This is a genomic window from Chelatococcus reniformis, assembly GCF_014640075.1.
Classification (GTDB): Bacteria; Pseudomonadota; Alphaproteobacteria; order Rhizobiales; family Beijerinckiaceae; genus Camelimonas; species Camelimonas reniformis.
The window spans coordinates 488,466-503,654 of sequence record NZ_BMGG01000004.1 but is presented as its reverse complement, the minus strand read 5'-3'; the positions used below and the strand labels follow the sequence as shown (position 1 = coordinate 503,654).

The following is a 15,189-nucleotide window of genomic DNA, read 5'->3' as shown; positions in this document are numbered from 1 at the left end:
CAGATAGAAGCATTTCGGCGATTTGAAGAAACGCGAAAATGCTCGAGGCGCGAGCATTCCGATCCGTCGACATCATTTCGATCGGACAGGAGGGCTCCAAGGACTTGAATGTTGGAGCCGCCGGCCGGTGGTTGCGCCCGATCGGAATGCGCCCTCGACGCCCGGCTCAGAGCAGCCCCGCGCCGACGTTGATGGCGAAGGCCAGGATGGTCGTGTTGAAGAAGAACGCCAGCACGCTATGGGCCAGCACCAGGCGGCGAATCTGCGCCGAGGTGATTTGCACGTCGGATGTCTGGCTGGCAGCTCCGATGTTCACCGCGAAATACGCGAAGTCCCAATAGTCGGGCCGCGCGTTCACCCCGGGAAAGGCGAGGCCGACCTGGCCGTCGTCGTTGTAGTACTCGTGCGCGTAATGCAGCGTGAACGCCGTGTGCACGAAGAACCATGAGGTCAGGATCGTGCAGCCGGCCAGAGCCAGGGCGAAGGCGTGGGCCTCCGGTGTCTTTCCCGCGGCCGCACTCAGCACGAAGCCGATGGCAACGATGCTCGTGAGGGCCGCGGCGCAGCAGACGACGAGAATGACACCCGCACCCTCGTCCTCCTTGACGGCGCGCTGGCGCATGCGGCTGACGTTCGACGTCGCCATCATCTGGAAGGCGAGAACGAGCCAGAGGATGGCCCCTGCATTCCAAGCCACCAGGACGCGCGTGGCCAGCAGGTCGAACAAGCCGCCTGTCAGCAGGAATGTCGCCACCATCACGGCCAGTGCGATGGTCGTTCGGATGCGCGTGCGCATGACCCGCAGCCACGGGGGCCCGGCGGTCGCCACATGCCCCGCGCGACCGGCGCGGAGCCACCGCCGCCCGTTGCCATGCCGCGGCGCTCTCATCGATCGTCGCCCTTCGCCCGCAACGTGACGCTGCCGACGCCGGCCGTCATTTCACCGCCACCAGAAAGAAGCGCGGGAACCTGAGCAGCAGCTTGCCGTCCGTCTGCAGCGGATAGGCAGCGGCGATTGCGGCCCGATAGGCCACCAGATACGCCTCGCGCTCGCGCGCATCGAGCGGCGCGAGGAAGGGGCGCAGCCCCGTGCCCTTGACCCATTCGATGACCGCGTCGGGCCCGGCCAGCACGAAATTGTAGATGGTGTGCCAAACATCGAAGCGGCTGCACAGCGGCTTCAGGCGATCGTAGAAGACGGCCGGTTCCGCCAGTCGATCGCGCAGCGTGATCGCCTCGGCCAGTTTGCCGGCAAAGGGCTGCGTCGCCGCGATCTCGCGCATCAGCCGGTGCGAGGGCTCGGCCAGGTTGTCGGGCATCTGCACCGCCAGCACGCCGTCCGGCGCCAGGGCGTCGAGCAGCCCGGCCATAACGTCGAGGTGGTTCGGCACCCATTGGAAGACGGCGTTGGCAAACAGGAGGTCGGTGCCGGTCGGCGGGGCGTAGGTCGCCAGATCCGCCTCCTCGAAGCTGAGGGCAGGCAATTGCTGCCGCGCCTGGCGCAGCATGTCCGGCGAACTGTCGACGCCGCAGACTCTGGCCTGCGGAAAGCGGGCGACCAGCAGCTCGGTCGAGTTGCCCGGTCCACATCCGAGGTCGACGACCTCGCGCCGCGGGCCGGAGGGCACCTGAGCCAGGAGATCGCGCGCCGCCCGCGTGCGCTCGTCTGCAAACAACAGGTACTGCTCTGCGCTCCATTCAGCCATGACGGGCACCTCCTAATCGGCCGCGATCCGCCGCAGCGTCGCCGCATCTGGCCAGCAATCGACCGGCAACCCGCGCGCCTTCTGAAATGCGCCGACCGCGAGGCGCGTCTTCATGCCCGCCTTGCCGTCGATCTTGTCCGCATAGATGCCGAGGGCCGCGAGCTTGCGCTGCATGGCGGCGAGCGCGCTGGCCGAGGGCTGCGTGACCGGCGACCATGGGGTGGCGAAGCTGCCGCCACCGGCAATGCGGTCGGCCAGATGGCCGACATACAGCACGTAGAGGTCGGAGAAGTTGTAGGCCTTGAGCACGAAATAGTTGGTACCGATGAGAAAGCCGGGCCCGTACGGGCCGGCCGGCAACAGCAGGGCGAACCGGGCCGAGCTGGAGGCGACGCCGTTCCCGTCGACCGGCCGGAAGCCGGCGGAGAGCCATTGGCTGTAGGCCTGGGGCTGCTCTGGGCTGCCCAGCGTGCAGTCGACGCCCCGCGGGGCCACCACCTCCAGCGCCCATGGTTCGCCCGCTCGCCAGCCCTCGCCCTTGAGGTGGTTGGCGATCGACGCCAGCGTGTCGGGGGTCGACCTCCAGATGTCGGGACGGCCCGATCCGTCGAGATTGACCGCGTATTTGTAATATTGCGACGGCAGCATCTGGGCCATGCCGATGGCGCCGGCCCACGAGCTCTTCAGCGCGGCGCGCGACACGACCCCATCCTGCAGCAGCTTCAGGGCGTACAGGAACTCGCCCCGGTATTCCTGACGTCGGCGCCCGGCCCAGGCTTGCGTCGCCAGGGTCCGCACGGCGTCGTATTTGCCGACCTGCGTGCCGTAGCCGGACTCGCGCCCGAAGATGGCCAGCACGATCGGCCCCGGCACGCCAAAGCGACGTTCGATCGCGGCGATCTGCGGCCGCAGGCTGGCGAGGAGCGCCCGCCCCCTGCCGGCCGCTCCGCCAATGGCCTTGTCAGACAGGTATTGCGCCGGCGTCGCCGTAAACTCGGCCTGTCCGGCATTGGTGGGGCCGCCCTGCCCCCGATCCAGGTTGGGTAACGACAGGTCCGGCGTCAGGCCGGTGGTTGCAGCGTCGAACGTAGCCGCCGATACACCGAGGGCTTGCGCCTCGGGCTTGAGCGAGGCGACGAAGTCCGGGAAATCGGCCGCCGCGGCCGGTCCGGCCCACGCCCCCAGCGCCAGGGCGAGAGAAAGCACGGTCGCAAACGTCATGCGCACGTCGGCACCTCGGATCATGCTGCGGTCGAATCGGCCGCGGTCGCGTTGTCTTGCGCAGAGCGCCTGAAGTACGCCATCACGCCCTTCTGGGGTAGCGCTGGAGCGCTTCGCGATTGGCCCGATCCGTCCAATCGCATAGAAACGCTTCGGATTCAAAGATTTGGAGCCCTTTTCCGCGGGCGGATGATTGCGTTCAATGGCACAGGCGTGCTGGAGGCACCAAGGCACTGCATGATCCGATATGTCTTCGCCGGCTTGGCGGCGGTGGGTTTGATGGCGGCAGTCTTGACGACCGTCTCGCTGGTTCACGCCGAGACGCCGGCCGAGCTCTGCCAACGCGTCGGAACCGACAATGAGTTCCGGCCGGTGCCACACGCCTTGATGGACAAGGTGATGTCCGCGTTCGGCGCTCATGATCTCTCCAAAGGCGCGGGCAAAGGGCCGATCTGGCGATGCATGGCCGGCAAGGTGGTGGCCTGCGTGCCGGGCGGCGAGCGCTATTGCGGCCGTGCCGATACGCAGGTGATGGCAACGTCCGATTCGACCGACTTCTGCCGGACTCACCCCGGCAGCACCACGATCCCGACCGCCGTCACCGGCCGCGACACCATCTTCAAATGGAGCTGTGACGGCGACACGCCGAAGAACGGCGGCCCGGTGCGCACCGTCGACCCGCGCGGTTTCGTAGCGGACTATTGGAGGGTGATCGATTAGAGCCTTTCCCTATCAGTCGGAACCCACCGACCGGGATGAAAGGGTACAAGCCATTGGTCTTTATGGATTTATCGGACCGAATGGTTCACCGGATCGGCATGCGTTCCAAACACCGCCGGCTCTTCAAAAGGACTGCGGCCGCATTCTTGCGTCGAGGCTCGCGGCGAACTGCTCGAGGTAGCTTGCGAGGTCGCGGCCCGGCTCGTCGGTGAACGCCGCTTCGAGGACAACCGGCTCCGCGACGCGATCGAGACGAAACGCCCGGAAGTCGTGGCGCAGCCCGCACCAGGCGATCAGCAACCAGCCCTCCGAGAACGCGGTGAGCGCCAGGGGCCGCACCTCCCGCTCGGTGCGCTTGCCGTCGGCGTCGGTGTAGCGGAAGGCGACGAGCTTGCGGGCGCGTAGCGCCCCCCGCAGCGCGGCGGCGAAGGCCGGCGCCCGGCGCTCGGGTCGCTGCGACGCGCGCAGCCGACGGTCCTCGCCCCCGGGCGTCGACCGGCCGGTCCAGACCGCATCGATCTTGGCCTGGGCCGCACGGGCTGCCGCCGACAGGGCGGGGTCGCCGACCTGCGCCACGTAGGCCAGACCGAGGGCCAGGGCCTCGAGCTGGTCGTGGTCGAAGGTCAGCGGCGGCAGATCGACCGGGCCGCGCAGCAGGTAGCCGACACCGGCCTGGCCCTCGATGGGAAAGCCTTGCGCCTGCAGCGAGACGATGTCGCGGTACACCGTGCGCACCGAAACTTCCAGGCGCCGTGCGAGCTCATCGGCGATCACCAGCTTGTCCTGCCGAAGGTGGCCGATGAGCTCGATCAGGCGGTCTGCGCGGCGCATGTGGAGAAGCCTCCTGACACCATGCTGTCAGGAGCGACAGGCTAATCCTCTCCCCCAAGCGCGGCAACGAACCGGCGGGAGCAAGTCATGACGAATCGACAGATGCGCGAAACGGACGCAGCCGAGGCTCTCCTCGACAGCATTCCGATGCCGCCGAGTGCCCAGCTGCTGGGTTGGCACATCGTGGCGGCGGATCCCACCCGGGGCTGGATCAGGATCGGCTTCGACGGCAAGCGGGCGTTTCTCAATCCGGCGGGCCTGATCCAGGGCGGCCTCCAGACGGCGATGCTGGACGACACCATGGGGCCGGCCGTGTGGATCCGGACCGGCGGCGAGCTCTACACCGCGACGATCGACATGCACGTGAGCTTCCTGGCGCCCGCCCGCCCGGGCCAGCTCTTCGGCGAGGGCCAGGTGGTCCAGCTCGGCCGCACCATCGCCTTCATGGAGGCCCGCCTCTTGGACGGCGACGGGCACGTTCTGGCCCGAGCCAACGCCAGCGCGCGGCTCATGCACGCCGCGCGCGCGTTAGGCTGAGATTCAGCTGGTGGATGGGCGGTCGGGTCAAGCCCGGCCACCTATCCACCAGGCAGGTATCACCGCGAGAACTTCTTGTACTGGATACGCTTGGGGATGACCGAGTCGATGCCCAGGCGCCGCTTCTTGTCGTTCTCGTAGTCCTGGAAGTTGCCTTCGAACCATTCGACGTGGCTGTCGCCTTCGAAGGCCAGCATATGGGTGGCGATGCGGTCGAGGAACATGCGGTCGTGGCTGATGATGACGGCACAGCCGGCATAGTCCTCCAGCGCTTCTTCGAGCGCGCGCAGGGTGTCGATATCGAGGTCGTTGGTCGGCTCGTCGAGCAGCAGCACGTTGGCGCCGGACTTCAGCATGCGGGCCAAGTGAACACGGTTGCGCTCGCCGCCCGAGAGGCTGCCGACCTTCTTCTGCTGGTCGCCGCCCTTGAAGTTGAAGGCACCGCAGTAGGCCCGGCTGTTGATTTCCTTCTTGCCGAGATAGATGATCTCGTTGCCCTCCGAGATCTCTTCCCAGACCGTCTTGTTGGCATCCAGCGCGTCGCGCGACTGGTCGACATAGCCAAGGGACACCGCATCGGCGATGTCGATGCGGCCCTCGTCGGGTTGATCCTGGCCGGCGATCATGCGGAACAGAGTGGTCTTGCCGGCGCCGTTGGGGCCGATGACACCGACGATGCCGCCAGGTGGCAGCCTGAAGGAGAGATCGTCGATGAGGAGCTTGTCACCGAAGCCCTTCTTGATGCCGTCAAACTCGATGACCTTGTTGCCCAGGCGCTCGGCCACGGGAATGATGATCTGTGCCGTCTGCGGCGTCCTGTCCGCCTGCTTGGCGACCAGCTCCTCGTAACGCTGGATACGCGCCTTGCTCTTGGTCTGGCGCGCCTTGGGCGAGGCGGCGATCCATTCCTGCTCGCGGTCGAGGGCACGCTGGCGCGCCTCGTCCTCCCGGCCCTCCTGCTTCAGCCGCTTCTGCTTCTGCCCCAGCCAGGAGGAGTAGTTGCCCTCGTAGGGAATGCCGCGGCCGCGGTCGAGCTCGAGGATCCAGCCGGTGACATTGTCGAGGAAGTAGCGGTCGTGGGTGACGATCAGGATCGCGCCGGGGTAGGTACGCAGATGGCCTTCCAGCCAGTTTACCGTTTCGGCGTCGAGATGGTTAGTTGGCTCGTCGAGCAGCAGCAGCTCCGGCTTTTCGAGCAACAGGCGGCAAAGCGCCACGCGGCGCTTCTCACCGCCGGAGAGACGCCCGACGTCCCAGTCGTCGGGCGGACAGCCCAGCGCCTCCATGGCCTGGTCCACCTGGCTGTCCAAGTCCCAGAGGCCCTGCGCCTCGATCTTGTCCTGCAGCTCGGTCATCTCGTCAGCGGTCTCGTCCGAGTAGTTCATGGCGAGATCGTTGTAGGCGTCGAGGATCGCCTTCTTGTCGGCGACGCCTTCCAGGACGTTCTCGCGGACGGTCTTGCTCGCATCGAGCTGCGGCTCCTGGGGCAGATAGCCGACGCGTGCGCCCTCCGCGACCCAGCCGTCGCCCGTCCACTCCTTGTCGATGCCGGCCATGATCTTGAGCAAGGTCGACTTGCCGGCGCCGTTGACGCCGAGAACGCCGATCTTGGCATCCGGGTAAAAGGACAGATTGACGTCGTCGAGGATCTTCTTGCCCCCGGCGTAGGCCTTGGTCAGGCCGCGCATGTGGTAGATGAATTGACGGGACATGGAACGGGCTCCACCCGGTTGGGGGTGTTTGGGATCGGCACACCGGATGGCGCGGCCGGCCGCAGGGACATGATTGGCGCCCTATCTAGCGTTCGCTCACCGCCCCCGCAAGGCAGGCTGGGCAAGCCTGGGATACTCGTTCTACGGTTGTCACGCAGTCTTGGCAGGAGAGGGCGTGCGCCGTCCGTCCTCGCGCACAGATGATTGGCGCCGGGCGGCCAGGTGAGCTGGAACCGGGCGGACGGGCGACGGGAGGGACTATCGATGAGCCAAACGGACGATCTCGAGGGCCTCAGGGGCCTCATCAACGAGCCGCTGTCGCGCCGCGGCTTCGTCATGACCGCGCTGATGAGCGGCTTCACCGTCGCCACCGCGCACGCCCAGGCCGGCCAGGCGATCCAGACGCCGGCCGACGGGCTCGTCGCCGGCGAAGTGAAGATCAAGGTCGCCGACGGCGACATGCCGGCCTATCGGGCCATGCCGCAAGGAGGGGGTCCGTTCCCCATCGTGCTCGTCGTCGAGGAGATCTTCGGCGTGCACGAATACATCAAGGACACCTGCCGAAGGCTGGCGAAGCTCGGCTACGTCGCGATCGCGCCCGAGCTCTACGCGCGGCAGGGCGACATCTCCAAGGTCACCGACGTGCAGCAGATCCTGCGCGATTTCATCGCCAAGACGCCGGATTCGCAGGTGATGTCGGATCTCGATGCCGCGGCCAAATGGGCTGTCGCGGACAGCAAGGGAGATCCCAAGCGGCTCGGCATCACCGGCTTCTGCCGCGGTGGCCGGGCCGTGTGGCTCTATGCTGCCCACAACCCGGATGTGAAGGCGGCGGTGGCCTGGTACGGCCCGCTGGCCGGGCAGACCACCCCGATCCAGCCCAAGACGGCCGCGGATGTCGCGGGCGACATCAAGGTGCCCGTGCTCGGCCTGTACGGCGGCGCCGACCCGGGCATCCCCGTGGCGGCGGTCGAAGCGCAACGCGACAAGGCGAAGGCGGCGGGCAAGACCGTCGAGATCGTCATCTTCCCCCAGGCGGGGCATGCTTTCCATGCCGACTACCGGCCGAGCTACAACAAGCAGGCGGCGGAGGACGGCTGGCAGCGCATGCTCGCCTGGTTCAAGACCTACGGCGTCGCCTGAGGCGCCCGCTGGCGGCGGCTTGACGGCCGCCGCCCTTTCATTGGGCACCAAATCAAGAGATTGTGGTCACGGCGCAAACCGATCACGCGATCGGACAAGCCGCCGCGACGGGACGGAAACGCTGAGAGAGCCTGCCCAGCGTCCCTGGCGCCGGCCGAGGAGTGGACCATGTGCGGAGTATTGCGGCCGTGACGGCCCTGGTCGACGCCTCCAGACGGCGCGAATCGGCCAGATGGGGCTGGATCGTCGTTGCCGCCGCCTTCACGGTGATGTTCATCGCGCTGGGCAGCACCTACACCTTCCCCGCCTTCTTCGCGCCGTTGCAGCAGGAATTCGGCGCCCCGCGCGCCTCTTTGTCCTGGGCGTTCTCCATCGGCGTGGCGATCTACTTCGCCGTGGGCGCCCTCAGCGGGCCGCTGACGGACCGGTTCGGTGCGCGCTGGGTGGTGCTCACCGGCATGATCCTGGTCGGCGCCGGTCTCATCGTCGCCGCCCGGGCGACGAGCCTGTGGGCCCTCTATCTCGGCATCGGCCTGGGCCTCGGCATCGGCGTCGGCTTCGCCTACGTGCCGTCGATCAGCGCCGTGCAGCGCTGGTTCGTGCTGCGCCGCGGCTTCGCGTCTGGCATCGCCGTGTCCGGCATCGGCGTGGGCACCCTGGTGATGCCCAAGATCGCCGAGGCGCTGATCGATCAGCTGGGATGGCGCGGCGCCTATCTCACGCTCGGCCTGCTGGCCGTCGTCGGCGGGGGCCTCGCCGCCCTGTTCGTCGACAACTCGCCCGAACGGCGCGGCCTGCTGCCTGACGGCGGCGTGGCGAGCGGCGCCCCGCCGGCGCGCGGCGAACTGCCCGGCATGAGCGTCGGCGAAGCCCTGCGCTCCAAGCCCTTCCGCCTCCTCTACATCGCCTCGGTCCTGGCCTCCATCGGCCTGTTCATGCCCTTCGTCCACCTGACGCCATCGGCGGAAGATCGCGGCGTCGAGCATTCGACGGCGGTGACGCTCTTTGCGCTGATCGGCGTCGGCTCGACCGCGGGCCGATTCCTGATCGGCGGCATTGCCGACCGGCTCGGTCGCCGGCGGTCGCTGATGATGATGTTCGCCGGCATCGCGGTCATGCTGGGCTGGTGGATGATCGCCAATACCGCCTTCGGGCTCGGGGTCTTCGCCCTGATGTTCGGCGCGTGCTACGGCGGCTACGTTGCGCTCGCGCCTGCCCTGCTGGCCGACTATTTCGGGCCGCGCAACGCCAGCGGCATCATCGGCCTGGCCTACACCGCAGGCGCGCTCGGCACGCTGCTGGGCCCGCCGCTGGCCGGATACGCCTTCGACGTCAGCGGCAGCTACGTGCTGCCGATCGCAGGGGCCGCCCTGGCGGCCCTGTTGAGCGCGGCGCTGGTCAGCCTGCTGGACGAGCCGGGAGCCGCGCCGCGTCCATGATCGGGGCGCAGCGCCCCGACGCATGCCACAGCCTTCTTTGACCGGAGCGCCGCCTTCGCGATGGGAGTGAACCCACCCAACGCGAGGCGCGCCACCGCACCGAATTAGAGCATTTCCGCGTTTCTCCGAATCGCTGAAATGCCCTATCTATTTGTTTTGTCGCATTTTCTTCACGCGAACCGGCGTCCACTTCGCTCGAAAATGCTCCTAGCTGACGAACAGGTTTCGCAGGTCGCGCTTCACGATCTTGCCGTTGGCATTGCGCGGCAGCGGCTCGCGGCGGATGTCGATGCGAACCGGCACCTTGAAGGCGGCGAGCCGACCGGCCACGTGCTGCTTCAGCCCGTCCTCGTCCAGCTCGAAGCCCGGCTTGACCTGGACGACGGCGCCGACCTCCTCGCCGAGCACCCGGTGGGGGATGCCGACCACCGCGGCATCCATCACGGCGGGATGGCTATAGAGGGCATCCTCGACCTCGGTGCAATAGATGTTCTCACCACCCCGGATCAGCATGTCCTTGGCCCGATCGAGAATATAGATGTAGCCGTCGTCATCGCAGCGCACCACGTCGCCGGTGTGAAGCCAGCCCTCGGTGAAGCTCTTGGCGGTCTCCTCGGGCTTGTTCCAGTAGCCTTTGACCACGTTCGGGCCCTTAACCCAGAGCTCCCCGATGCCGCCGGGCGGCAGGTCGCGCCCGTCGGGATCGACGACGCGGATGTCGCACACGGGTATTGCCGGGCCCACGCTGTCGGGCCGCTCCACGTATTCCGGCCCCTGATTCTGGGCCACGACCGACGAGGTCTCGGTCAGCCCGTAGCCATTGCCGGCGAAGGCGGCCGGAAAGGTGCTTCGCACCCGCCGCAGCAGTTCCGGTGAGGCCGGCGCGCCGCCGTAGCTGACGTTCTCCAGGCTCGACAGATCGTATCGGTCGAAATCCGGGTGCTCCAGGATCTGCCAGGCAATGGCGGGCACGCCGGTAAAACCGCTGACCTTCTCTCGCTCGATCAACTGCATGCCGCGCGCCGGATCCCATCGATACATCAGCACCAGCTTGTTGCCCGCGGCGAAGGTCGGCAGCATGCCGGAATGGCAGCCGGTGACGTGGAACAGCGGCACCGGCAGCAGGAACGCCCGCTTCGGCGCAGTAGCCGGATCGGGCAGCGGCACGCCTGCGACGAGCGCCGTCTTCGCCCGGTTGTAGGCCACCGTCCACTGGTTGGTGCAGATGTTGCGGTGGGTGCCGAGCGCGCCCTTCGGCTTACCCGTGGTTCCTGAGGTGTAGAAGATCGTGGCGTCGTCGTCGGGAGCCAGACGGACCGGCGGCAACTCGAGGTCCTGGTCGGCGGCGACTAGGTCTACCCACGGCAGGGCACCGTCCGGCAGCGGCCCTTCGGCGCGTGTCACCACCAGGCCGCGCAACGCCAGGCCGCCCAGATGGGGCGCGATCCGCGCCAGGCGCTCGCCGTCGGCGACGAGTACGGCCGAGCCGGAATCGGCGAGGCAGTACTCGAGCTCCGGGCCACTCATCCAGGCATTGAGGGGCACCACGACGGCGCCGATGGCGGCGGCGGACCAGAAGGCCACGGACCACTCCGGGTAGTTGCGCATGGCAAGGGCGACGCGGTCGCCCTTGCGGACACCGAAGCGCGACGCCAGCGCGTGCGCGAACTTGGCGCAGGCGCGAAAATGCGCCGCGTAAGTCAGCCGCTCATCCTCGTAGACGATGTAGTCGGCATCGCCGTGGGCCCTGCTGGCGTCGAGGAAGTGGCGGAGGTGGGGAGCCGCGTTCTTCCAGACGTGGGTGCGCAGGCCGCGGATGACGGCTTCGTCCACTTCGTAGGGCGCGCCGGGCGCCGTCAGCATCGCTCTCGCCTCGGCCGGTGTCGCTGCCGCCATGGAAACGCTGTCCTCCCCAATCGGTCGTCCGCCGATCTTGACCGCAGACGGCCTCGACAGACAAGGCCGGGCGCGACACCAGCCCTGCGCGCCATGGGTGAACGGCACCGATCAGACGCAGGGGATTCGCGATAAATTCTCCCCTTCAACGCAAGACGAGAGAATTAACGGCTCCAACTGTCGGAGCTAAACATGACGCGAATTCTGAAGTCGACGAATTTATGACTCTTTTGTGACAGGCGCTTGCCGCCCATTCGCGCTTCAGAACACGGAAAGCGCGCACGTAAGCCGCAATTCTGCCGCCGAAACCTGTGGCGGCAAGTCCACACAAGGAAGTTGAGGCGTGTCACAGGGGATCGTTGCATTGACCGTGCGCGGACCAGCCGCTTAGGTTCCGCACTAGGGTGGAGGTGCTTCGAACTCGGTTGCGCCTTGGGAATTTGGGGCATTGACGCGGCCGGCGAGGCGGCGCCCCCAATTTTCCTCGGCGGCATAAGCCGTAAGTCCGTAACGCCACTGTCATGATGCGCCGCTAGGCAGGGGCTGCATCGCACAAGAACAATTTTTCGTCGCATTTTGAACACCTTGCCCAACGCGCAGGGGTGTCCGTCTTTAGACTCTGGAGGTTGATCGTGAACATCGTGAGAGCAATCCTGCTCGGCTCCGCTGCTGGCCTGTCGATGATGACGGGCGCCGAAGCCGCGGACTTGCCGATGACGAAAGCCGCGCCGGTTGAATATGTGCGCGTTTGCACCGCCTATGGACCAGGGTTCTTTTACATCCCCGGCACCGACACCTGCATCAAGGTCGGTGGCCGCGCCCGCTTCGAGTATCAGTACAGCGGCCCGCTGAAGAGCGTTAACTCGGACGCGTCGAGCTACCGCGGCCTGGGCCGTCTGCAGGTGGACGCCCGCACCGCGTCCGAGTGGGGCACGGTCCGCACCTTCGTCCGCTTCGAGATCGCGAGCCGCACCGGCGGCTGGCCGCTGCGCTCCGGCACCGCCGAGCGCCAGGCGCAGGCCTTCTTCGCCACCGGCATCGACACCTTCAGCCGTGCCCAGAAGTATGTGGAAGCCGACAAGGCCTTCATCCAGTTCGCCGGCCTCACCGCCGGTCGCTTCAGCTCGTTCTATGACTTCTACGGCCACGAGCTGGAGTTCATCGGCTACACCTTCAGCTCCGAGGTGCAGAGCACCAACGGCATCGCCTACACCGCCAAGCTCGGCAACGGCTTCAGCGCCACTCTGTCGGTCGAAGATCCGACGGCCCGCCGGCAGCCGCTCTACACGGCCGGCGGCATCTTCCCCAACAATGCCGCGGCCAACTCGGCCGTGCCGAGTGGGCTCCGCAACCTGCCGTACAACGGCACCACCTTCCCGGGTGCCATCGGCCTGACCTTCGATCCGTCGACGGGGCTGCCGACCTCGTACGCCTCCGTCGACATCGCCCAGCGCAATCAGCTGCCCGACTTCGTCGGCGTGCTGCGCTACGACGGCGGCTGGGGCTCGGCCCAGCTCTCCGCCGCCACCCACCAGATCAGCGTCGGCACTTTCGTCCAGGCCAACCAGGGCAGCACGGTCCTGACGCCGACCCAGGTCGCCGCGCTCGGCGGCGTTCAGCGTCCCGAAGCCGCCTATGGCTACGCGGTCCAGGCCGGTGTGAAGTTCAAGCTGGACATGATCGCCCCCGGCGACCAGCTGTGGCTGCAGGCCGCCTACGGCAAGGGCGCCCTGTCCTACACCGGCATCACCGGCCTGTGCGGCGGTGCGAACCGGACCTGCCAGAGCTGGGGTCGCTTCAACGTCGACACCTTCGACGGTTACCTGAACGCCTACGGCGATATCAAGCTCACCGAGAGCTGGTCGGTGGTGGCGTCGTACCTGCACTACTGGACGCCGACGGTGCGCCAGGCCGTGTTCGCCAGCTACGCCGGCGTCGACTTCGGCAAGGGCGCCCGCGGCGCGCTTGGCCCGCTTTACGCCGGCCTCGGCGGCTCGCTCATCCCGGCCAACCTGAACTTCACGCCGGCCCAGGCCATCGCCTACGCCTACTCGCCGTCGCTGAAGAACTACAACATGTTCTACGTCGGCACCAATCTGGTTTGGTCGCCGGTCAAGAACCTCGATATCGGCGCCGAGGTCAGCTACGCCCAAAAGAACGTGTCGGGCCGCGTGGTCGATGTGAACAAGCCGCTCACCTACACCATCAATGGCGTGCCCACCCCGAAGACCACCAGCATGGACTACGTCTGGGAGACCCGTCTGCGCATCCAGCGCGACTTCTGATCCCAAGCTCGGCTTCGGCCGATCCGAACGAGAGGCCCCGGTTCGCCGGGGCCTTTTTTCGTGTTGGGGGCAGGACAGCGCGGTCGAACATGCCCCCGTCGGGTCAATCACACCAGGTTCAAACACTCTCAGCGCGTCGCTCCAATCGGCTGATGTCACCGGAGCGGACTGAAACGCTCGATGCGCCGAACCGGCATGTGCCGGGCGCGGGGCCATATGCGAGGGGATGCGCCGGGCCCAGCTAGGAAGCCCCCGCATCTGGGGCTATGGACTGCGGGTGACGGAAACGCCCATGCACGCGCCTGCCCAACGCGCCAATACGTTCTTCGGCTGGTACATCGTCGGCGCCATGATGCTCATCCTGGCGACCACCGGCGGCTTGGCATTCTACAATCTGTCGGTCCTGCTGGACGCCTTCGTCGCCGAGCGGCGTTTCCCGGTCGCCGCGGCGAGCGGCGCCACCGCCGCATTCTTCATCTCCTCCGGTCTGGCCGGGATGGTGGCGGGACGCCTGCTCGACCGCATCGACGCGCGCATCGTCATCGTCACGAGCGCGGTCCTCAGCTCGCTGGCTCTGTCGGCAACGGGCCTGGTCGAGAATCTGTGGCAGCTCTACGCCTTCCATATCATCTTCGGCCTTGCCTACGGCGGCTGCGGCCTCGTTCCGGCCATGACCATTCTGGCCCGCTGGTTCGACCGCAAGCGGGCGCTCGCCCTGTCCATCGCGATGACCGGCCTGTCCCTCGGTGGCGCCGTGATCACACCGCTTACCGCCTGGGCCATCCGGCAGGTTGGGCTCGCCGGTGCCGGGCCGTGGCTCGGCGCAACCTTCTTTCTCGGCGTCGTGCCCGCCACTCTGCTCCTGCTCTACCCGTCGCCCGAAGCGAAGGGTCTCACCCCCGATGGCGAGGTCCAGGCGACGAACCGGTCCGGGGTCGTGGCCCGCGCCGGCACCCCCTACCATGAGGCGAGCCGCAGCCGCTTCTTCATCGCCGTGTCCCTGGCCTACGTCTTCACCATGGCCGCACAGGTCGGGGCGCTGGCCCATCTGTTCCGGCTGGCGACGACGCGCAACGGTCCCGAGATCGCCGCGATCGGCGTCGCCGTCCTCGCCCTGGCCAGCATCATCGGGCGCTTGAGCGGCGGCTGGATCCTGCTCAAGGTGAGGAGCCGCAGTTACACGCTGGCCTGGATGGTGTTTCAGGCTGCGGCGCTGGTCGCCCTCGCCATCACCCACGATCCGGTGCTGATGCTGGTCGCCATCGCCCTCCTCGGGCTGCCGGTGGGCAACCTGCTGATGATGCAGCCGCTGCTGCTCGCCGAGGCCTTCGGTACGCGCGACTATGGCCGCATCTACGCCACCGGCCAGTTGATCTCGGTGCTCGGCGTGGCCGGCGGCCCACTGATCTTCGGATTGCTCTACGACGCCAGCGGGGGCTATTTGATCCCCTACCTCGTCGCCGGCATGCTCGGCTGCGGCGGGGCGGCCATCCTCATCGCCTCCGGGCCGACGCCGCGGCCCCCCGTGCGGGAATAGGCCACGGCGCGCCACCGCTATTCAGGTGCTGCAACGGGCGACGGGATCGAGCCACTACCGGCAGGTGGTTCCAAAGGGCACCCGGCCTCGCCTATGCTATGGCAGTCGACGCAGGCTCGATGGATCCGATCGGTCAAGGCCGGCTCGATCGGACGCTCTTGG

12 protein-coding genes are annotated in these 15,189 nt (G+C 67.3%); 6 read left to right on the top strand and 6 right to left on the bottom strand.

Features of this window, described 5'->3' with window-relative positions; genetic code table 11:
• Nucleotides 1–166 precede the first annotated feature (166 nt).
• The 3 genes from IEW34_RS13315 to IEW34_RS13305 form a co-directional block, all read right to left on the bottom strand.
• On the bottom strand, nt 167–796 hold the full coding sequence (locus IEW34_RS13315) for a DUF1345 domain-containing protein (protein WP_188609664.1): 630 nt from the start codon (nt 794–796) through the stop codon (nt 167–169).
• A 139-nt stretch (nt 797–935) separates the two neighbouring features.
• A complete protein-coding gene (gene tam / locus IEW34_RS13310) occupies nt 936–1,706 on the bottom strand; it encodes a trans-aconitate 2-methyltransferase (protein ID WP_188609663.1) in 771 nt (256 codons plus the stop codon).
• Between the two features lie 12 nt (nt 1,707–1,718).
• Nucleotides 1,719–3,347 (bottom strand): lytic murein transglycosylase, encoded by a 1,629-nt coding sequence (locus IEW34_RS13305; RefSeq protein WP_308424378.1) that lies wholly within the window; start codon nt 3,345–3,347, stop codon nt 1,719–1,721.
• Here IEW34_RS13305 and IEW34_RS13300 point away from each other — a divergent pair.
• Nucleotides 3,327–3,647, top strand: a complete 321-nt coding sequence (locus tag IEW34_RS13300; protein WP_188609662.1) for a hypothetical protein — start codon at nt 3,327–3,329, stop codon at nt 3,645–3,647. The genes IEW34_RS13305 and IEW34_RS13300 overlap by 21 nt on opposite strands.
• A 123-nt stretch (nt 3,648–3,770) precedes the next feature.
• Here the strand turns inward: IEW34_RS13300 and IEW34_RS13295 are convergent, their stop codons facing one another.
• Entirely contained in the window at nt 3,771–4,478 is a 708-nt protein-coding gene (locus IEW34_RS13295) for a helix-turn-helix transcriptional regulator (protein ID WP_188609661.1), read from the bottom strand.
• Nucleotides 4,479–4,565: 87 nt separating this feature from the next.
• On the opposite strand from IEW34_RS13295, the gene IEW34_RS13290 reads away from it, so the two are divergent.
• Nucleotides 4,566–5,015, top strand: a complete 450-nt coding sequence (locus IEW34_RS13290) for a PaaI family thioesterase (RefSeq protein WP_244641956.1) — start codon at nt 4,566–4,568, stop codon at nt 5,013–5,015.
• Nucleotides 5,016–5,074: 59 nt separating this feature from the next.
• On the opposite strand, the gene ettA is transcribed toward IEW34_RS13290, so the two are convergent.
• The gene (ettA, locus tag IEW34_RS13285; RefSeq protein WP_188609660.1) at nt 5,075–6,727 is read right to left on the bottom strand and encodes an energy-dependent translational throttle protein EttA; all 1,653 of its coding nucleotides are present in this window, start codon (nt 6,725–6,727) and stop codon (nt 5,075–5,077) included.
• 264 nt (nt 6,728–6,991) lie between these two features.
• Between ettA and IEW34_RS13280 the strand changes: the two genes are divergently transcribed.
• On the top strand, nt 6,992–7,870 hold the full coding sequence (locus IEW34_RS13280) for a dienelactone hydrolase family protein (protein ID WP_188609659.1): 879 nt from the start codon (nt 6,992–6,994) through the stop codon (nt 7,868–7,870).
• Nucleotides 7,871–8,040: 170 nt separating this feature from the next.
• Nucleotides 8,041–9,309, top strand: coding sequence for an MFS transporter (locus IEW34_RS13275; RefSeq protein ID WP_308424377.1), 1,269 nt, complete (start codon nt 8,041–8,043; stop codon nt 9,307–9,309).
• A 207-nt stretch (nt 9,310–9,516) separates the two neighbouring features.
• Here IEW34_RS13275 and IEW34_RS13270 read toward each other — a convergent pair whose 3' ends face one another.
• A complete protein-coding gene (locus IEW34_RS13270; protein ID WP_188609658.1) occupies nt 9,517–11,205 on the bottom strand; it encodes a class I adenylate-forming enzyme family protein in 1,689 nt (562 codons plus the stop codon).
• Nucleotides 11,206–11,837: 632 nt separating this feature from the next.
• On the opposite strand from IEW34_RS13270, the gene IEW34_RS13265 reads away from it, so the two are divergent.
• Nucleotides 11,838–13,490 (top strand): porin, encoded by a 1,653-nt coding sequence (locus IEW34_RS13265; protein ID WP_244641955.1) that lies wholly within the window; start codon nt 11,838–11,840, stop codon nt 13,488–13,490.
• A 292-nt stretch (nt 13,491–13,782) separates the two neighbouring features.
• Complete coding sequence (locus IEW34_RS13260) at nt 13,783–15,027, top strand: MFS transporter (protein WP_188609657.1); 1,245 nt, start codon at nt 13,783–13,785, stop codon at nt 15,025–15,027.
• Nucleotides 15,028–15,189: the final 162 nt, after the last annotated feature.